At 62.7% G+C, this 16,077-nt stretch carries 13 protein-coding genes; 7 read left to right on the top strand and 6 right to left on the bottom strand.

The window, feature by feature from the left end; genetic code table 11:
- The first annotated feature begins 69 nt into the window (after nt 1–69).
- From prfB to FGE21_RS08905, 3 genes are all read left to right on the top strand, one after another.
- The gene (gene prfB, locus FGE21_RS08915; RefSeq protein WP_139662942.1) at nt 70–1,197 is read left to right on the top strand and encodes a peptide chain release factor 2; all 1,128 of its coding nucleotides are present in this window, start codon (nt 70–72) and stop codon (nt 1,195–1,197) included.
- Between the two features lie 194 nt (nt 1,198–1,391).
- Complete coding sequence (locus FGE21_RS08910; RefSeq protein WP_139662941.1) at nt 1,392–2,771, top strand: amidase; 1,380 nt, start codon at nt 1,392–1,394, stop codon at nt 2,769–2,771.
- Between the two features lie 148 nt (nt 2,772–2,919).
- Nucleotides 2,920–3,729, top strand: coding sequence for a DUF2189 domain-containing protein (locus FGE21_RS08905; RefSeq protein ID WP_139662940.1), 810 nt, complete (start codon nt 2,920–2,922; stop codon nt 3,727–3,729).
- On the opposite strand, the gene FGE21_RS08900 is transcribed toward FGE21_RS08905, so the two are convergent.
- Complete coding sequence (locus FGE21_RS08900; protein ID WP_139662939.1) at nt 3,722–4,522, bottom strand: helix-turn-helix domain-containing protein; 801 nt, start codon at nt 4,520–4,522, stop codon at nt 3,722–3,724. The genes FGE21_RS08905 and FGE21_RS08900 overlap by 8 nt on opposite strands.
- Before the next feature lie 196 nt (nt 4,523–4,718).
- Here FGE21_RS08900 and FGE21_RS08895 point away from each other — a divergent pair, with 196 nt between their 5' ends.
- Complete coding sequence (locus FGE21_RS08895; protein WP_139662938.1) at nt 4,719–5,324, top strand: hypothetical protein; 606 nt, start codon at nt 4,719–4,721, stop codon at nt 5,322–5,324.
- Between the two features lie 233 nt (nt 5,325–5,557).
- On the opposite strand, the gene ilvN is transcribed toward FGE21_RS08895, so the two are convergent.
- From ilvN to FGE21_RS08875, 4 genes are all read right to left on the bottom strand, one after another.
- Nucleotides 5,558–6,118: an acetolactate synthase small subunit gene (ilvN, locus tag FGE21_RS08890; RefSeq protein ID WP_139662937.1), complete on the bottom strand. Its 561-nt coding sequence runs from the start codon at nt 6,116–6,118 to the stop codon at nt 5,558–5,560.
- A gap of 68 nt (nt 6,119–6,186) precedes the next feature.
- Entirely contained in the window at nt 6,187–7,938 is a 1,752-nt protein-coding gene (locus tag FGE21_RS08885) for an acetolactate synthase 3 large subunit (RefSeq protein ID WP_139662936.1), read from the bottom strand.
- Nucleotides 7,939–8,461: 523 nt separating this feature from the next.
- The gene (locus tag FGE21_RS08880) at nt 8,462–9,112 is read right to left on the bottom strand and encodes a response regulator transcription factor (protein WP_139662935.1); all 651 of its coding nucleotides are present in this window, start codon (nt 9,110–9,112) and stop codon (nt 8,462–8,464) included.
- Between the two features lie 59 nt (nt 9,113–9,171).
- Nucleotides 9,172–10,623: a cache domain-containing protein gene (locus tag FGE21_RS08875; protein ID WP_139662934.1), complete on the bottom strand. Its 1,452-nt coding sequence runs from the start codon at nt 10,621–10,623 to the stop codon at nt 9,172–9,174.
- A gap of 335 nt (nt 10,624–10,958) precedes the next feature.
- Between FGE21_RS08875 and FGE21_RS08870 the strand changes: the two genes are divergently transcribed.
- From FGE21_RS08870 to FGE21_RS08860, 3 genes are all read left to right on the top strand, one after another.
- Nucleotides 10,959–12,044, top strand: coding sequence for a TRAP transporter substrate-binding protein (locus FGE21_RS08870; protein WP_139662933.1), 1,086 nt, complete (start codon nt 10,959–10,961; stop codon nt 12,042–12,044).
- A gap of 135 nt (nt 12,045–12,179) precedes the next feature.
- The gene (locus FGE21_RS08865) at nt 12,180–13,127 is read left to right on the top strand and encodes a TRAP transporter small permease subunit (protein WP_139662932.1); all 948 of its coding nucleotides are present in this window, start codon (nt 12,180–12,182) and stop codon (nt 13,125–13,127) included.
- A 16-nt stretch (nt 13,128–13,143) separates the two neighbouring features.
- Nucleotides 13,144–15,498: a TRAP transporter large permease subunit gene (locus FGE21_RS08860; RefSeq protein WP_139662931.1), complete on the top strand. Its 2,355-nt coding sequence runs from the start codon at nt 13,144–13,146 to the stop codon at nt 15,496–15,498.
- Between the two features lie 190 nt (nt 15,499–15,688).
- Here the strand turns inward: FGE21_RS08860 and FGE21_RS08855 are convergent, their stop codons facing one another.
- Nucleotides 15,689–16,072, bottom strand: coding sequence for a VOC family protein (locus FGE21_RS08855; RefSeq protein WP_139662930.1), 384 nt, complete (start codon nt 16,070–16,072; stop codon nt 15,689–15,691).
- Nucleotides 16,073–16,077: the final 5 nt, after the last annotated feature.

Raw genomic sequence — 16,077 nt, 5'->3', positions numbered from 1 at the left:
TCCGTGCTCTTGTAGTGGTCCCGGTCGTGCGGTATCACCCACACTCAAACCAGACTTCAAGGAAAGCTCATGCGCGCCGAGATCCAGAACATCGTGGCTGATATCGAAAAATCGCTCGACCTTCTTGCCCAGCGGATGGATTGGGAAACCGCGCAATTCCGGCTGGAAGAATTCAATGCGCGGGTCGAGGATCCCAACCTCTGGGACGATCCCGATGCGGCGCAGAAACTGATGCGCGACCGGCAGATGCTGGTCGATGCCATCGATATCTACGGGTCCATCAAGCAGGATCTGGCTGACAATATCGAACTGATCGAATTGGGCGAGATGGAAGAGGACGCGGAAGTCGTCTCCGATGCCGAAGAGGCGCTGAAAGCGCTGAAGGAGAAGGCCGCCGAGAAAGAACTGGAGGCGCTGCTGGACGGCGAGGCGGATGGCAATGACACCTTCCTCGAGATCAACTCCGGCGCCGGCGGCACCGAGAGCTGTGACTGGGCGTCGATGCTGGCGCGGATGTATGTCCGCTGGGCCGAGAAAAAGGGCTACAAGGTCGAACTGCAGTCCGAGAGCGCAGGCGAAGAGGCGGGGATCAAATCCGCCGCCTACAAGATTTCCGGCCACAACGCCTATGGCTGGCTGAAGTCCGAGTCGGGCGTCCACCGCCTGGTGCGGATCTCTCCCTTTGACTCGGCGGCGAAACGGCACACCTCCTTCAGCTCGGTCTGGGTCTATCCGGTGGTCGACGACAATATCGAGATCGAGGTGAACCCCTCGGATATCCGGATCGACACTTACCGGTCGTCAGGGGCTGGCGGTCAGCACGTCAATACAACTGACTCCGCCGTCCGGATTACCCATATTCCGACCGGAATCGTGGTGACCTCGTCAGAGAAATCCCAGCACCAGAACCGCGACATCGCCATGAAAGCGCTGAAGTCGCGGCTCTATCAACAGGAGCTGGACCGTCGCAACGCCGACATCAACGCCGCTCATGAGGCCAAGGGCGATGCCGGCTGGGGCAACCAGATCCGTTCCTACGTGCTGCAGCCCTACCAGATGGTCAAGGACCTGCGGACCGGCCATGAGACCTCGGATACCAAAGGGGTGCTGGATGGTGCGCTGGACGGGTTCATGGCGGCAACACTGGCGATGAAAGTGTCCGGCAAGAGCCGCGCTGACGCCCAGGGCGACGCATAATCCAACCGTCGCCGGTGGCTCTCCCGCCCCCGCTGCGGACCGCTGCGCGGCCCGATCGGCGTTGGGCGTGGCAGTCCCCCTGACGGGGGCCTGCGGGCAGGACGCGACCGTTTTGTTTTTTCGTGGTTTTCGGACTTTTCAGATCATTGTCAGCGCCCTAGGCTCCTTGGGAATGGGATCGAACGGGGTATGAAATGTCGCTGTGTGAGAGATCAGCCGTGGAGCTGGCGCGCGAAATACGGGCAGGGTCACTGAGCGCAGAGGCGCTGATGGAGGCCAGCCTGGCCCGGATATCCGAGCGCAATCCCGAATTGAACGCAATCGTCGCCCTGCGCGACGCCGAGGAGCTGCGCGCCGAGGCGCGTGCGGCGGATGCCGTCCCGCCCGAGGATCGGGGGCCGTTGCACGGTCTGCCGATGGCGATCAAGGATCTGGCCAATGCGAGGGGGCTCGTCAGCGCGCTGGGGTCGCCTATCTTTGCCGGCCAGGAGGCGACAGCGGACGACCTCTTTGTGGCGCATCTGCGCGCGGCCGGTGCGATCTTCATCGGAAAGACCAACACGCCGGAGTTCGGCCTTGGCTCGCACACATTCAACCCGGTCTATGGCGCGACGCGCAACGCGGTGGATCCGAGCCGCTCTGCCGGCGGCTCTTCGGGCGGGGCGGCTGTCGCGCTGGCGACCGGAATGGTGCCGCTCGCGGATGGGTCGGACATGATGGGGTCGCTGCGAAACCCGGCGGGCTGGAACGAGGTCTACGGCTTCCGCCCCACCTGGGGCTGGGTGCCATCGGAGCCGCAGGGCGATCTGTTCCTGCACCCGCTGTCGTGCAATGGCCCGATGGCGCGCAGCCCCGAAGACCTCGCCCTGCTTCTGGACGTGATGGCGGGGGGCGATCCGCGTGTGCCAATGGCGCGCGGCGCGCATCCGGTACAGCCGCTGTCGTCTCCGGGTCCGCTGCGGCTCGGCTGGCTCGGGGATTGGGGCGGCGCCTATCCGATGGAGCCGGGGGTGCTGGAGACCTGCGAAACCGGACTGGCCCGATTGTCTGCCCTGGGTCACCGGATCGACCGCCTGGACGCCCCCTTTCCGGCGGCACAGATCTGGCAATCTTGGATCACCTTGCGGTCCTATGCGGTGGCGGCCCGGTTGCGGCCCTTGGCGGGGCAGCGCGCGCAGCTGAAAGAGACCGCGATCTGGGAATTCGACCGGGGGCTGGCGCTCTCCGGGGCGCAGGTTCAGGAGGCGTCTGATCTCCGCTCCGATTGGATGCGGGCGGCTGCGCATTTGTTTGAGACCTATGACGCGCTGCTGCTGCCGACGGCGCAATGCTGGCCGTTTCCAGTCGAATGGCAATATCCCACCGAGATTGCGGGCACGGCAATGGACAGCTATCATCGCTGGATGGAGGTGGTTGTGCCTGCGAGCCTGCTGGGGCTTCCGGCGCTGGCGGTGCCCTCCGGCCGCGGGGCGCAGGGGCTGCCGATAGGGCTGCAGATCATCGGTCCGCACGGCAGCGACGCCACTGTTCTCGGGCTGGGGCAGGGGTATCACTGCGGCGCAACGCAGGGCTGATCAGCGGCAGGCCGAACGGGAGGGGCTCCGGCTGGGGTGGCAATCAGAGGACAGGACAGCCCACAGAAGCCAGCGCGAGCAACAGGAGTCAGGGCCGCCAACAGCGGGTAGCGCAGCCGACAGAGACGGCAAAAAGGGAGGCAGGATCATGACGCAGAGCGCAGCTCATCCGACGACAGAACGCCCCCTCGGCGTGCCGGACCTGAGGCCGGTCACCACACCGCTTCTGAGTGCCGCGCTGAAGTGCGGCTGGCGGGACTTTCGCGCGCATCCGTTCTATGGGCTGCTCTTTTCCGGGGTCTATGTGCTGGCTGGCTGGGCCATGCTCTGGATCACAGTGCAGACCGGGACCAGCTATTGGCTGGTTCTTGCGGCCATCGGATTTCCGCTGATCGGCCCCTTTGCCGCCGTCGGCCTCTATGAGGTATCGCATCGTATCGATATGGGGCACCCCCTGACGGGCAAGCGGATCTTCGGCGTGATCGTGGCGCAGGGCGCACGGCAATTGCCCTCCCTGTGCGCCACCATCATTGTGATGTTTTTATTCTGGTTTTTTCTCGGCCATATGATCTTTGCCCTGTTCCTGGGCCACATGCCGATGGTCAATGTCTCCACCTCGACCGAGGTCTTCCTGACCGGGCAGGGGCTTTTGATGCTGGCGGTCGGAAGCGGCGTCGGGGCCGTATTTGCGCTCTTGATCTACATGATCACGGTGCTGGGGCTGCCGCTGCTGCTGGACCGCGAGATCGATTTCGTCACCGCGATGATCACCAGTTTCACCTATGTGCAGGCGCATCCGCTGCAGATGTTCGTCTGGGCCCTCTGGATTGCCGCCCTGACCTTTCTCGCATTGCTGCCGGGGTTTCTCGGGCTGATGGTGGTCCTGCCCTGGCTCGGCCATTCGAGCTGGCATCTGTACCGGCTGGTCCGGACGCCCGAGGCGCACCCCTTTATTTGAACGGCGTGCCCAGCTGCAGCATCCGCTTGTGAAAGGGGATAATGTCCGGCGCATCGGTAAAGCCTGCGCCGCGGGCCGCCGCGATGGCGTCCTTTACCTGCGGGCCGAGGTATTCGTAGATCATCCGGATCACCCGTTCGCCGCTTTCGCTTTCGCGGATGGAGCGCGCCACATAGCCGGTCCAGAGGCTGTTTTCCGCTGCGGACACCCGGGCCAGGTAGTTGAAGGAATGGGTCAAGGAGTTCCGGCGGCTCAGGACAAAGGCGACGCCGTCCTCGTGGCAGGTCATGTAGCCGCGGTACTCACGCGTCCTGCCGGAGGTCGACAACCCCTGAAACTGCATGCCGGCCCGGGGTTCGTAGCCTTTGATATAGGTGACGCCATCGATCCGGTGGACATGGACGATGCCCACGACAAAACTGTCCTCGCTGATAAAGCTGCGCCGGGTAAAGCGGTAAAAGCCGGATGGAAACACCTCTTCGGTCACCCGGGTGATGCCGGTGTCGAAGAATTCCTTCAGATAGGCACTGTGGACCACGTGTTCCTTGACCGGGTCCATCAATTGCACCGGTTCCAGCAGGATACGGGCGTCAACACCGAAAAAGCTGCAAATCCGGTCGAGCACATCCGGTCGGGGAAAACTCTCTCCCGAAATATAGCGGTTGAACTGGGTGCGGTTGATCCCCAGGCGGCGGGACAGTTCCGAAATGGAGGGATAATCACGCGACAGGCGGCGCAGGTTCTCGCCAAATACGGTTCTCAATTCAGCGGGAGATCGGTTGGCTTTCAACATGTTAGTTCCGCAACTCCGGTTGGTGTGCTCCTGGATGGCGTCAGGACCCGACGCGAAATAGCGGCAAAAGTGGTTTGGCTGACGCTGTACCGTATCAAGGCCGACACAAATTGCAATTCCCAATTCTTGAGATTGGGGATGTTTGACGGCGCAGATTTGACGCACAATAGAGACAGGCAAACGCGGAGTGCGCGCAATGATCGGAGTTGTCGTCTGGTCAGATGCTGCCCGGAAAAAGGCGGTTATCTGGTGTGAGGATCAAAGAGACCTAGCATATAGTCTACTGCCCGAGGGGGCTGTCGGCCAGCTCTTGATGAGCAAGGGCGATCTTGTTGAGTTCGAAACCCGCTACGAGGGCGCGCTGCGGATCGCAGAGAATGTGCGCGTGGTGGAGAACAGCCGCCGCAGCGGTCTGGCAGATGCATTGCGCGGCAGCGGTGAATCTGCACGCCGCGATACTCGGGCCGGCCGGGATGCGCCCGGGCGCGACATGGCATTGCGCGAGCCAAATCTCGGGCGACTGCGGGCACCAAAACCCCTCTCAAATAGTGGGTCACATACTGGCACAGATTGCGGTGAGGCGACCGAGCAGGCGAAGGATGCCCGCAGGTATGACAACAGTTCTCGCGAGAACAGTTTTCAGGGCGCGCAGATAACCACCCTGTCGATCCCCGACCGGCCATTGCATGACCGCTCGGCGGCAGGTGCAGGCACAGGCACCGCACAGGAACGAAACGGAGCGCCATCTGTGGAAAGAACCAGCGCCAAAATCCTCCCGTTTCCGGAGCTGTTGCGGGCGTGAGCCCCCCCCCCGGTTCTGTGTGCCCCGGTCCCCGCCGTCCCCGTCCGGTCCCCGAAAGTCTGGTCCCCGACTGCATAAAACGCACCCCTTGGGGTGCGTTTTCTCATTTCAACCCAGCCAGCTCTCAGTCGGCCGACACCAAAGCGTCCAGCCCCTGCCGGATTGTTCGGGGCCGGATTGTACGGGGCCGAATTGTTCGGGCAGGGCGGGTCTCGGCCCTCCGGTGCCTTTGATCATTCGCCGCGCAACAGGGCCGCGACGCCGGTGCGGGCGATCTTGGTCAGGCCCAGCGGCCGCATCAGATCGGCAAAGGCGTCGATCTTGTCGGGCGCGCCGGTCAGCTCGAAGATGAAGCTGCTGAGCGTGCTGTCCACCACCTTGGCGCGGAAAATATCCGCCAACCGCAGCGCCTCGACCCGCTTTTCGCCCTCTCCGACGACTTTGACAATCGCCAGCTCGCGCTCCACGAAGGGACCGGCGACCGTCAGATCGGTGACCTCGTGCACAGGTACGATCCGGCCGAGCTGCGCCTTGATCTGCTCGATCACCTGGGGCGTGCCGGTGGTCACCACCGTGATCCGGCTCAGATGTCCGGTGTGGTCCACTTCGGCGACGGTCAGGCTGTCAATATTGTAGCCCCGGCCTGCGAACAGACCGATGACGCGGGCCAGAACGCCGGGTTCGTTTTCCACCAGCACGGTGATCGTGTGGCGTTCCTGCGTATCGGAGAAATTCGGGCGCAGGTTGTAGGCGGAGTGTTTGCTGGCGCCTTTTTTGATGTGTAGGGCAGACATGTCAGTCCCTTTCCTCGCATTTCGGGGCAGGGGCGATCAGGATCGCGCCCCGCAACAACTCATGTTGATCAGACCAGAACAGCGCCGCCGGACTGAATGACGCCCTGCGTCTCCGCATCGCCCAGCAACATCTCGTTATGCGCCTTGCCGGAAGGGATCATCGGGAAACAGTTCTCGTGCTTTTCCACCAGGCAGTCAAAGATCACCGGCCCGTCATAGTCGAGCATCTCCATGATCGCATCGTCCAGATCCTTCGGATCCTTGCACAGGATCCCCTTGGCGCCAAAGGCCTCGGCGAGCTTCACGAAATCGGGCAGCGCCTCGGACCAGCTGTGCGAATAGCGCTCGCCATGCAACAGCTCCTGCCACTGGCGCACCATGCCGAGGCGTTCGTTGTTCAGGATGAACTGCTTGACCGGCAGGCGGTATTGGGTCGCGGTGCCCATTTCCTGCATGTTCATCAGCCACGACGCCTCGCCCGCAACGTTGATCACCAGCGCGTCCGGATGCGCCACCTGGACCCCGATCGAGGCCGGGGTGCCATAGCCCATGGTGCCCAGCCCGCCCGAGGTCATCCAGCGGTTCGGATCCTCAAAGCCCAGGTATTGCGCGGCCCACATCTGGTGCTGGCCCACCTCGGTGGTGATGTAGCGGTCGCGCCCCTTTGTCAGCGCTTCGAGCCGCTCCAGCGCATATTGCGGCTTGATGGTGGTTTCCGAGGGTGCGTAGCTCAGGCATTTGATGCTGCGCCAGTCGTCGATCTGCCCCTGCCATTTCGCCAGCCCCTCCCGGTTCACCTTGCGGCCGCGGGATTTCCAGACCTTCAGGATATCTTCCAGCACATGGGCCACATCGCCCACGATCGGGATGTCCGCCTTGATCACCTTGTTGATCGAGGAGGGGTCGATATCGATATGCGCCTTGATGGACTTCGGGCTGAAGGCATCGATGCGCCCGGTGATCCGGTCGTCAAAGCGCGCACCGATGTTGATCATCAGATCACAGCCGTGCATCGCCATATTGGCCTCATAGAGCCCATGCATGCCAAGCATCCCCAGCCACTGCGGACCGGAGGCCGGATAGGCACCGAGCCCCATCAGCGTCGAGGTGATCGGAAAGCCGGTGGCCTCGACCAGTTCGCGCAACAGCTGGCTTGCGGCAGGGCCGGAGTTGATGACACCGCCGCCGGTATAAAATACGGGCCGTTTCGCGGTCTCGATGGCGGCAACCAGCTCGACAATCTCTTCCATGTCGCCCTTGACGGCAGGCTGGTAGTGCGAGGCCGTGGGCTTTGGCGGCTGATAGGTGCCGGTGGCGAACTGCACGTCCTTCGGCACGTCGACCAGCACCGGCCCGGGCCGTCCCGATGTCGCCACGTGAAAGGCCTCGTGAATGGTCGGCGCCAGACGGTCGGTGTCTTTGACCAGCCAGTTGTGTTTCGTGCAGGGGCGGGTGATCCCGACCGTGTCGGCCTCCTGAAAGGCATCGGAGCCGATCATGAACGTCGGCACCTGACCGGTCAGAACCACCAGCGGGATCGAGTCCAAGAGCGCATCTGTCAGCCCGGTGACCGCATTGGTCGCGCCGGGCCCGGAGGTGACGAGAACCACGCCGGGTTTGCCGGTGGACCGGGCATAGCCTTCGGCCGCATGCACCGCGCCCTGTTCGTGACGCACCAGAATGTGGCGAATGTCATTTTGCAGGAAGATCTCATCGTAGATCGGCAGGACGGCGCCACCGGGGTATCCGAATACGGTGTCCACACCCTGATCCTTCAGGGCCTGAACAATCATCTTTGCGCCGGTCATCTCACGTGTCATCTGCTTTGCTCCAGTTCACGACATCGTCTTTCTTCGCGTCAGTTTCTGCATCTTCAGTTTCAGCATCTCGCCGGTTTCAGACTTGGTCCGGTATGCATGAAAAAGCCCCCGATTTTGAGGATCGGAGGCGCATGGGATTGAGTATGGTCTACCGTCACCGGCCCATGCGCGTGTGTCCTACATTTACGACTAGCCTTGGCATCGCTCAAAGGTCTCCATCATGCGTTTTCACGGACATTATGGTCCGCAGCAGGGAGGGTCAACAGGGAAAAGGCTCATTTTGGGCGATGATTTGGACATTTTATTACCCGCTGGCGTCCCCGCGCGACATTTTCGGCACAATTTTGGCTGGGTGGGATCTGTTTTGAAATCATGAACCGCGCCGCACAGCTCTTTTTTTGGGGGGGGGCAGGTGAATGCTGGCAGATGGCTGTGGTCTGGCGGGCGGGCAGCGCAGGCACGGCCGGAGTGAGCCGGACCAGAGCGGGCGGGGGCGGAGCGGCGGGGCGGAGTGGCGGCCGCGTCAGATGCCGCGTCCGGTGCCCTGCAGGACGCCATGTTCCAGCGCATAGCGGGTCAGGCCCGCAGTCGAGGAAATGCCCAGCTTGCGCTTGATGTTCTTGCGGTGGGTCTCCACCGTGCGCACGGAAATATCGAGTGCTCCGGCCACTTCCTTGTTGGATTTGCCCTGTGCCAGTTCCAGCAGGATGGTCTGTTCGCGCCCGGTCAGCGCCTCGCGTCCGGCCCCGTCGCCGCGTGGAGACAGCGATCCCGCCGCCCCGGTGCAGAGATATTGCTGCCCCTGCATCACCGCATCGATGGCGGTCTTGATTTCCTCGGGCTGGACGTCTTTCAACACATAGCCCATGGCGCCATGGCTCAGCGCGGTCGAAATATACTCCGGACTGTCATGCATCGACAGGATCAGAACCCGGGTCTCGGGGCGGCGTTCAAGGATGATCTCCGTCGCGCTCAGCCCGCCCACATCCGGCATGTTCAGATCCATCAGGATCACATCGGGCGCCAGGGCTTCTGCCTGGGCGATCGCGTCCCGCCCGCCAGAGACCGCGCCCACGACCGCAATGTCGTCATAGCTCTCGAGGATCGACTGAATGCCCTCGGCCACCATCGGGTGATCGTCCACGATCATCACGCGGGTAATGGCCTCTTGCATGTCTGGTCCCTTTCGGCGTGTTCGCCCGTTCTGCACAATGGTCATCCGGTGGTCTCCCCTCAGGGCGCGCGATGCGCGACCACGTCGTCGCCCGGCGGCAAAAGATGGCTGAGCGGCAGGCTGGCCTCGATGACCGTGCCGCCGCCGCTGCCCTTGATACCGCCAAGCCCGGATGCAGCGCCGCGAGATGACAGAATGCGCAGGGTGCCGTCAAGCTGTTCCATCCGTTCCTGCATGTTGCGCAGCCCGATACCGGGCCCGCCGGGCGTTTGCCGGGGCGGCAGGCCGGATCCGTTGTCGCTGATCCGCAGGGTGGCCCCTTTGGCATGACCGCGCAGATCCACCGTCACCCTCGTGGCCCCGGAGTGGCGTTCGATATTGGTCAGAGCCTCCTGCGCAACCCGGTAGAGGGCGATCTTCGCCTCCTGATCCAGCCGGTTGCGGAACACAACGGTGGAGAATTCGGTCTCGATGCCGGTCCGCTGCGCAAAGTCATCGGTCAGCGCCTTCAGCGCCGGCCCAAGCCCCAGATCATCCAGCACCCCGGGCCGCAGGTCGCGACTGATCCGGCGCACTTCGGCAATGGCGGTGGCCAGCCCGTTGACGCCTTTGTCCAACGGTTCCCGTGCCGTCACTGGCGCATCCTCGCCAAGGCGGCGTTTGACCGTTTCCAGCGCGTAGCGCACCCCGACCAGAAGCTGGCTGATGGAGTCATGCAATTCCCGCGCCACCCGTCCGCGCTCTTCTTCCTGGGCGTCAAACACCCTCTGGGTCAGCTCTTTCAGCTTGGCATCCGCCAGGCGCCGCTCGCGGATGTTCAGCAGCATGCCGGAGGCAAAGACGAGGATCAGCGCCACCAGAGTGATGGCGCCAATATAGAGAAACGTCCGCCGCACCCTGGTTTCCAGCTCGGCGCGCGAACTGGCAACAGAGGCCAGCACGTCATCGATGAAAACCCCGGTGCCCACCGCCCACTGCCAGTCCTGCAGGCCGACGACATAGGCGATCATCTGCGCCTCTTCGCCGGTCGAGGGCTTCTGCCACATGAAACTGTGCCACCCGGCGCCCTGGCGGGCGATGTCGATGAACCGGTCGACAACCGGCACCCCGCGCTTGTCACGCAGACCGGCCCAGTTGCGGTTGATGAAATCGGTCTGGCGCGGGCTGACCAGATTGGTGCCATCGTAGTCGTAGACAAAGAAAAACCCGTCCTTGCCATAGATCATCGCACTCAGGATCTGGGTCACCCGCTCCTTGGCCTCCGGGTCGTCGGGGGCGGCGGGGCCGTAGATATGCATGAACCCGTTGCGGGCCTGGGTGACGTAGTTGCGCAGCTCGGCTTTCTTTGCCTCGAGCAGCTGGCGTTCAAGAACCTGGATTTCGCGCTCCGCCATGGACCGCGACTGCGACGCCACCAGCGCCGCAATGGCAAGGCAGGCAACAATCAGCGGCAGCGTCGCCAGCAGCGAAAGTTTCTGTGCGTAATTCGGTCGAAACAGAAACCGGATCATCAGGAGGCTCCCGGTTTGGCCTTTGGCGACAGGGCGGGGATGTGAGGGTCGAATCGTTACGGCAAGCAGGCGAAGAATCAAACCCCAGAACCGCGGGAAAGGGGCAATGTAGCCGCACCGATGGGGGCACCGGCGACAGAATCGTTCGTGGAATGCCTAGTGGAGAGGCAAAGAATGCCCAAGGGGGAGGCAAAAAAGCGGGGTCTCTACGCAGTAATTGGTATTCACATGTTTCACGGGCGCAGTAGGGTTGTGCCACTTCAAGAGGGCCGCGCGAGGAAGGGTGCTTGTTCAAGGCACCGGGGGCGGCCATTACGATTTGGGAGGAATACCACATGGATCGCCGATCCTTTCTGAAGACATCCGCAATGGGCGGTTCCGCCGCTGTTGCATCCGCTGCTCTGGCCGCTCCGGCCTATGCGCAGGGCAAACGCACGCTGACCATGGTCACCACCTGGGGCCGTGGCCTTGCAGGGGTTCATGATTCCGCGCAGCGCGTCGCCGACAGCATCACCGCAATGACCGACGGTGACCTGACCGTTGACCTCAAGGCCGCAGGCGAGCTGGTCGGTGCGTTCGAAGTATTCGACGCCGTGACCGCCGGCCAGGCCGATATGTACCACGGTGCAGATTACTACTTCGTCGGTCAGCACCCGGCCTATGCCTTCTTCACGGCTGTGCCCTTCGGCATGACCGCGCAGGAACTGGCAAACTGGTACTATCAGGACGGCGGCATGGAGCTGCATGACGAGCTGGGTCAGATCTTCGGTCTGAAATCCTTCCTCGGCGGCAACACCGGCGCGCAGGCCGGCGGCTGGTTCAAAAAAGAAATCAACTCTCCTGACGACTTCAACGGTCTGAAATTCCGCATGCCCGGTCTCGGTGGCAAGGCGCTGGGTAAACTGGGCGCCTCCGTTCAGAACATCCCCGGCTCCGAAGTGTACCAGGCCCTGTCTTCCGGCGCCATTGACGGCACCGAGTGGATCGGTCCCTGGGCAGACGAAAAGGCGGGTTTCCAGGAAATCACCAAGACCTACTACGCTGCGGGCTTCCACGAGCCGGGCGCGGGTCTGTCGGTGGCCACCAACCGCGAGGTCTTCGAAGGCCTGTCGCCTGCACACCAGAAAGTCATCGAGATCGCATCCGCAGAGGCCCACCAGTGGAACCTCAGCCAGTTCCTCGCCAACAATGGCGCAGCACTGCAGCGTCTGCAGGCCGGTGGCGTCAAGGTCATGTCCTTCCCAGACAGCGTCTGGGATGCCTTCGGCAAGGCGTCGATGGAAGTGCATCAGGAAAACATGGGCGATGAGCTGTACAAGAAGATCTACGACAGCGCCATGGCGTCGATGAAGGCCTCGTCTTCCTGGATCCACCAGTCCTCGGGCACCTACACCGCGCAGCGCGACCGCGTTCTGGGCTAACGGTCCCTTGTGGATCTGACACGGATCCCCCGCAGTGACAGCGGGGGATCTCTTTTGCACTTGCGGTCCCGTCTGCGTCTCCGGCCTTGCCGTTGTCAGAGCTGACGGACCGACTGCTGAACTTCCGGGGGAGCCATGCAGGACGACATGAGTATTTCCTTTATTGGCGCAATTGGCAGCTTCCTGTGGTGGCTGATCCAAAGTGTATTGGGCGCTTTCTACAATCTTGGCTACGCCATCACCCACCCCGAGTTGTGGCTCGGCTGGCTGACCTGGGCCAACACCACCGAGGACAAAGAAGCCGTGATGCGCTTTGTCTACTACGGGGGATCGACCGAATTCTTCTTTGTGGTCTTCACCCTGTTTCTGGTGGTGACGGCGTTCGGAATGTATTTCCGCGGCTTCATGTGGGGCATCGTGCGCGCGCTTGAAGGCTTTGCCAATGCCTGCGGCCGCTTCTTTGCCTGGGCGGGGCTGCTGATGGTGATCCAGCAGATCATCATCGTGTTCATGCAGCGCGTCTTTGCCCGCCCCGACATGAGTTTCGGGCTCGGTATCGGGCTGGAGAAAGACATCTCCTGGTTCGCCGAGGAGCTGAAGCTCTATAATGCGCTCGTGGTCTGTTTCTGCGTCACCTACACCTTTGTGCAGGGCGGCCATGTGCGCGTCGACCTGATCTATGCAGGGATCTCGCACCGGGCCAAACGGGTCGTCGACATGGTCGGTTCGCTCCTGTTCATGATGCCGGTCGCGGTGCTGACGTGGATGTATGGCTGGTTCTTCCTGTGGCGCCACCTGATCGTGCCGAAACCTTCGGCCTCTGACCAACTCGACCGCCTCGTCATGAAGGCCCGCGCGATGCGTTGGAACGTCGAAACCATCGGCTTTTCGCCCAACGGCTTCAACGGGTACTTCCTGTTCAAGATCCTTCTGGTGACCTTTGCGGGACTGGTGTTCCTGCATGCTGTGGCCTTCTTCTACCGCTCGTTCCTTGAATTCGTCGAAGGCGAGGAAGCGGACGGAAAATACCTCGACAAGGATACCCTTGGCGCCGGTGAAGAAGCCTATGAAGGCGCTCATTAACTAAGGGACAGCTCACATGCTATTCGGACTTGATGGCGTCGAAATCGGCCTGATCATCGTCTTTCTCTGCCTCTTCGGAGGCATCCTCTCCGGCTTTCCGGTGGCCTTTGCCATCGGCGGTGCGGGGATCATCTCCTTCGGGATCATCGCAGCCCTCGACAGCGCCGGTCTGCTGATCCACCAGGCCATCGACACGTCGAGCCAGGCCTACAGGGATATCATCGACTCGGGCGTGCAGTCCGATGTGATATCGGTGTTCCGATACCCGGATCTGCCGCGTCTGGCAGAGCCTGTCTTCGCGCAGGGCTGGGAAACGGCGATGGACCGCAATCTGTCGTTCATCGTCAACCGGATCAACGAGCGGGTTCTGGCGGGCGCCTCGATCGAGACCCTGCTGGCGGTTTTGATGTTCGTGCTGATGGGCATCACGCTGGAACGCTCCAAGATCGCCAATGACCTTCTGACCACCATGGCGCGGGTCTTCGGACCGCTGCCGGGGGGTCTGGCGGTGTCGATCGTCGTGGTGGGGGCGTTCCTTGCGGCCTCCACCGGGATCGTCGGCGCCACCGTGGTGACCATGGGCCTGCTGGCCCTGCCGACCATGCTGCGCAACAACTACTCGCCGGAGCTTGCGACCGGTGTCATCGCGGCGTCGGGCACGCTGGGGCAGATCATTCCGCCCTCGATCGTGATCGTTCTGCTCGGCACGCTGGCGGGGGATCTCTACTCCACTGCACAGGAGGCCCGCGCCCAGGAAGTCGGCTGCTCGGATGCGCTGACCTATCTCGGGGAACCGGCGGTCGTCTCTGTGGGCACGCTGTTTCAGGCGGCGTTGCTGCCGGGCATCCTGCTGGCGCTGCTCTATGCGCTCTATGCCTTTGGCTATGCATTGCTGAACCCGCACAAGGCGCCGGCCGTCTCCATGGGCACCGCCAGTGAAGAGCCGATCACCCGCGGCGAGGGCCTGACATGGTTCTTGGGCGTTCCGGTCGCATTGGTTGCGGGCACCGTCCTGCTCGGCAGCCTCGGTCTGGTCGGCAGTCAGAACATTGTCGTGTCGAGCTTCTCCGACGCGGGTCAGACGGCCTCCTTGCGCACCAATGTGAGCGCGCAATGTCAGGCGGCAATGATCGACCTTCACGGTCAGGCGGCCTGGGATGCGGCCGTGGCCGAACAGACCGCAATCGACGACGCAGGCGGCGTGGCCGAAGCCACCAAACTCTCGGAGGAGGAACTGTCCCAGGCGCTGGAGGCCAAGATCGCCAATGCGGCGCCCATCGGCTCCGGGATCGCGACGATGATCGTGCTGCTGGGCCTGGTCCTGGCCATTGGCCGGGGCGTTGCGCCATCGCGCGATGCCACACCGCTGATCGCCGGGGCCATTGGCCTGCTGGCCCTGGCGCTGGTGGATGTGGTGGCGATTTCGCCCACTACATCGGCCACGGGCACGGTGATCTGGATGCTGCTGCCGAGCCTGCTTGCGCTCTATGGCTGCAAGGAAGCGGCGGCGCGCTGTGCCCGCAACGACCTGATCCGGGTGGTCTTCCCGCCGCTGGTGCTGATCGTGGCCGTGCTGGGGTCGATCCTCGGTGGCATCACCAACCCGACGCCGGCTGCGGCGCTGGGGGCAGGGGGCGCGATCATGCTGGCGGCCTATCGTCGCCTCAAGGATGAGGGCCAGTCCGGCAATATCATCATCTGGGCGACCTTCGCGGTGGCGCTTGCGATCCTGACCGGGGTGAACTTTGACCTGCGGATCAATCAGGACGTGGTCCCGGCAGAGAGCTATTTCGCGTTCTTCTTTGCCTACAGCTGCTATCTGTTCGCGCTCTTCGGTCTGCTGTACGGCTGCTGGGTGCTGTTCCGGGGCGGCGTCCTGAGCCCCATCGTGCGAGAGACCGCCAAGGTGACCTCCATGGTCTTCACCATCCTGATCGGCTCGCAGCTGCTCAATCTGGTGGTGATTTCCTTCGGGGGCGAACACTATATCCAGCAGTTCCTGAGGAGCTTTGACAACGAGATGACGGTCTTTTTGATCGTGATGATCGTGCTCTTCATACTGGGCTTCGTTCTGGACTTCCTCGAGATCATCTACATCGTGATCCCGATCGTCGGGCCGGTGATCTATGGCGGGTCGTTTGATCCGAAATGGGTGACCATCATGGTGGCGGTGAACCTGCAGACCTCCTTCCTGACACCGCCGTTCGGCTTTGCGCTGTTCTACCTGCGCGGCGTGGCACCACGAGAGGTGACGACGGGCCATATCTATCGTGGGGTGCTGCCCTTCGTGCTGATCCAGGTGGCCGGTCTCGCGATCCTGTGGTTCTTCCCGGCGATTGTGACCATTGTCCCGGCGCTGATCCCGAACTGACACCGCCGTGGTGTCAGCCCGCTACCGGCTCGCTATTATCGGCCCCAGTCGGCCTCAGTCGGCCCCTATCGGCCGGTAGCAGGAAAGCAGAGTGTTCCAACAAAAAGGGCCCCGCCAGAGGTGGGGCCTTTTGCCGTTCTGCAGTGTCCCCCGCCATTGACGGCGCCGAACCGGATCAGGTCGAACTGGATCAGGCGAACTGGATCAGATCCCAGCGGTTGCCGAAGGGGTCGCGCCATACCGCGACTGTGCCATAGGGTTCGTGGCGGGGCTGTTCTTCAAAGATCACCCCGGCCGCCTGCATCGCGCCATGGTCGCGGGCGAAGTCATCGGTTGCGAGAAACAGACCCACACGGCCTGCGAACTGATCCCCGATCACCTTCTCCTGCGCCGGCGTATCCGCCCGGGCCAGAATCAGGCTGCCCTGCATGGCGCCGGGGGGCAGAATGCGGACCCAGCGTTTGCGCCCCTGATCCACATCCTCCGCCAGGGTCCAGCCCAGCGTGCCGCAGTAAAACGAAATGGCAGCGTCATAGTCGGGAATGATCAGCGACACCGCGTGCAGTGATTGCATTCTGG

It is taken from the genome of Phaeobacter sp. B1627 (assembly GCF_006265095.1).
GTDB lineage: Bacteria > Pseudomonadota > Alphaproteobacteria > Rhodobacterales > Rhodobacteraceae > Epibacterium.
The sequence above is the reverse complement of the archived record's forward strand: the minus strand, read 5'-3'. Positions and strand labels throughout refer to the sequence as shown.

Coding starts and splice junctions, on each gene's coding strand:
- FGE21_RS08855 (WP_139662930.1), bottom strand. CDS start 16,072: ATGCAATCACTGCACGCGGTGTCGCTGATCATTCCCGACTATGACGCT.
- FGE21_RS08885 (WP_139662936.1), bottom strand. CDS start 7,938: ATGACACGTGAGATGACCGGCGCAAAGATGATTGTTCAGGCCCTGAAG.
- FGE21_RS08905 (WP_139662940.1), top strand. CDS start 2,920: ATGACGCAGAGCGCAGCTCATCCGACGACAGAACGCCCCCTCGGCGTG.
- FGE21_RS08870 (WP_139662933.1), top strand. CDS start 10,959: ATGGATCGCCGATCCTTTCTGAAGACATCCGCAATGGGCGGTTCCGCC.
- prfB (WP_139662942.1), top strand. CDS start 70: ATGCGCGCCGAGATCCAGAACATCGTGGCTGATATCGAAAAATCGCTC.
- FGE21_RS08865 (WP_139662932.1), top strand. CDS start 12,180: ATGCAGGACGACATGAGTATTTCCTTTATTGGCGCAATTGGCAGCTTC.
- FGE21_RS08860 (WP_139662931.1), top strand. CDS start 13,144: ATGCTATTCGGACTTGATGGCGTCGAAATCGGCCTGATCATCGTCTTT.
- FGE21_RS08875 (WP_139662934.1), bottom strand. CDS start 10,623: ATGATCCGGTTTCTGTTTCGACCGAATTACGCACAGAAACTTTCGCTG.
- FGE21_RS08900 (WP_139662939.1), bottom strand. CDS start 4,522: ATGTTGAAAGCCAACCGATCTCCCGCTGAATTGAGAACCGTATTTGGC.
- FGE21_RS08880 (WP_139662935.1), bottom strand. CDS start 9,112: ATGCAAGAGGCCATTACCCGCGTGATGATCGTGGACGATCACCCGATG.
- FGE21_RS08910 (WP_139662941.1), top strand. CDS start 1,392: ATGTCGCTGTGTGAGAGATCAGCCGTGGAGCTGGCGCGCGAAATACGG.
- FGE21_RS08895 (WP_139662938.1), top strand. CDS start 4,719: ATGATCGGAGTTGTCGTCTGGTCAGATGCTGCCCGGAAAAAGGCGGTT.
- ilvN (WP_139662937.1), bottom strand. CDS start 6,118: ATGTCTGCCCTACACATCAAAAAAGGCGCCAGCAAACACTCCGCCTAC.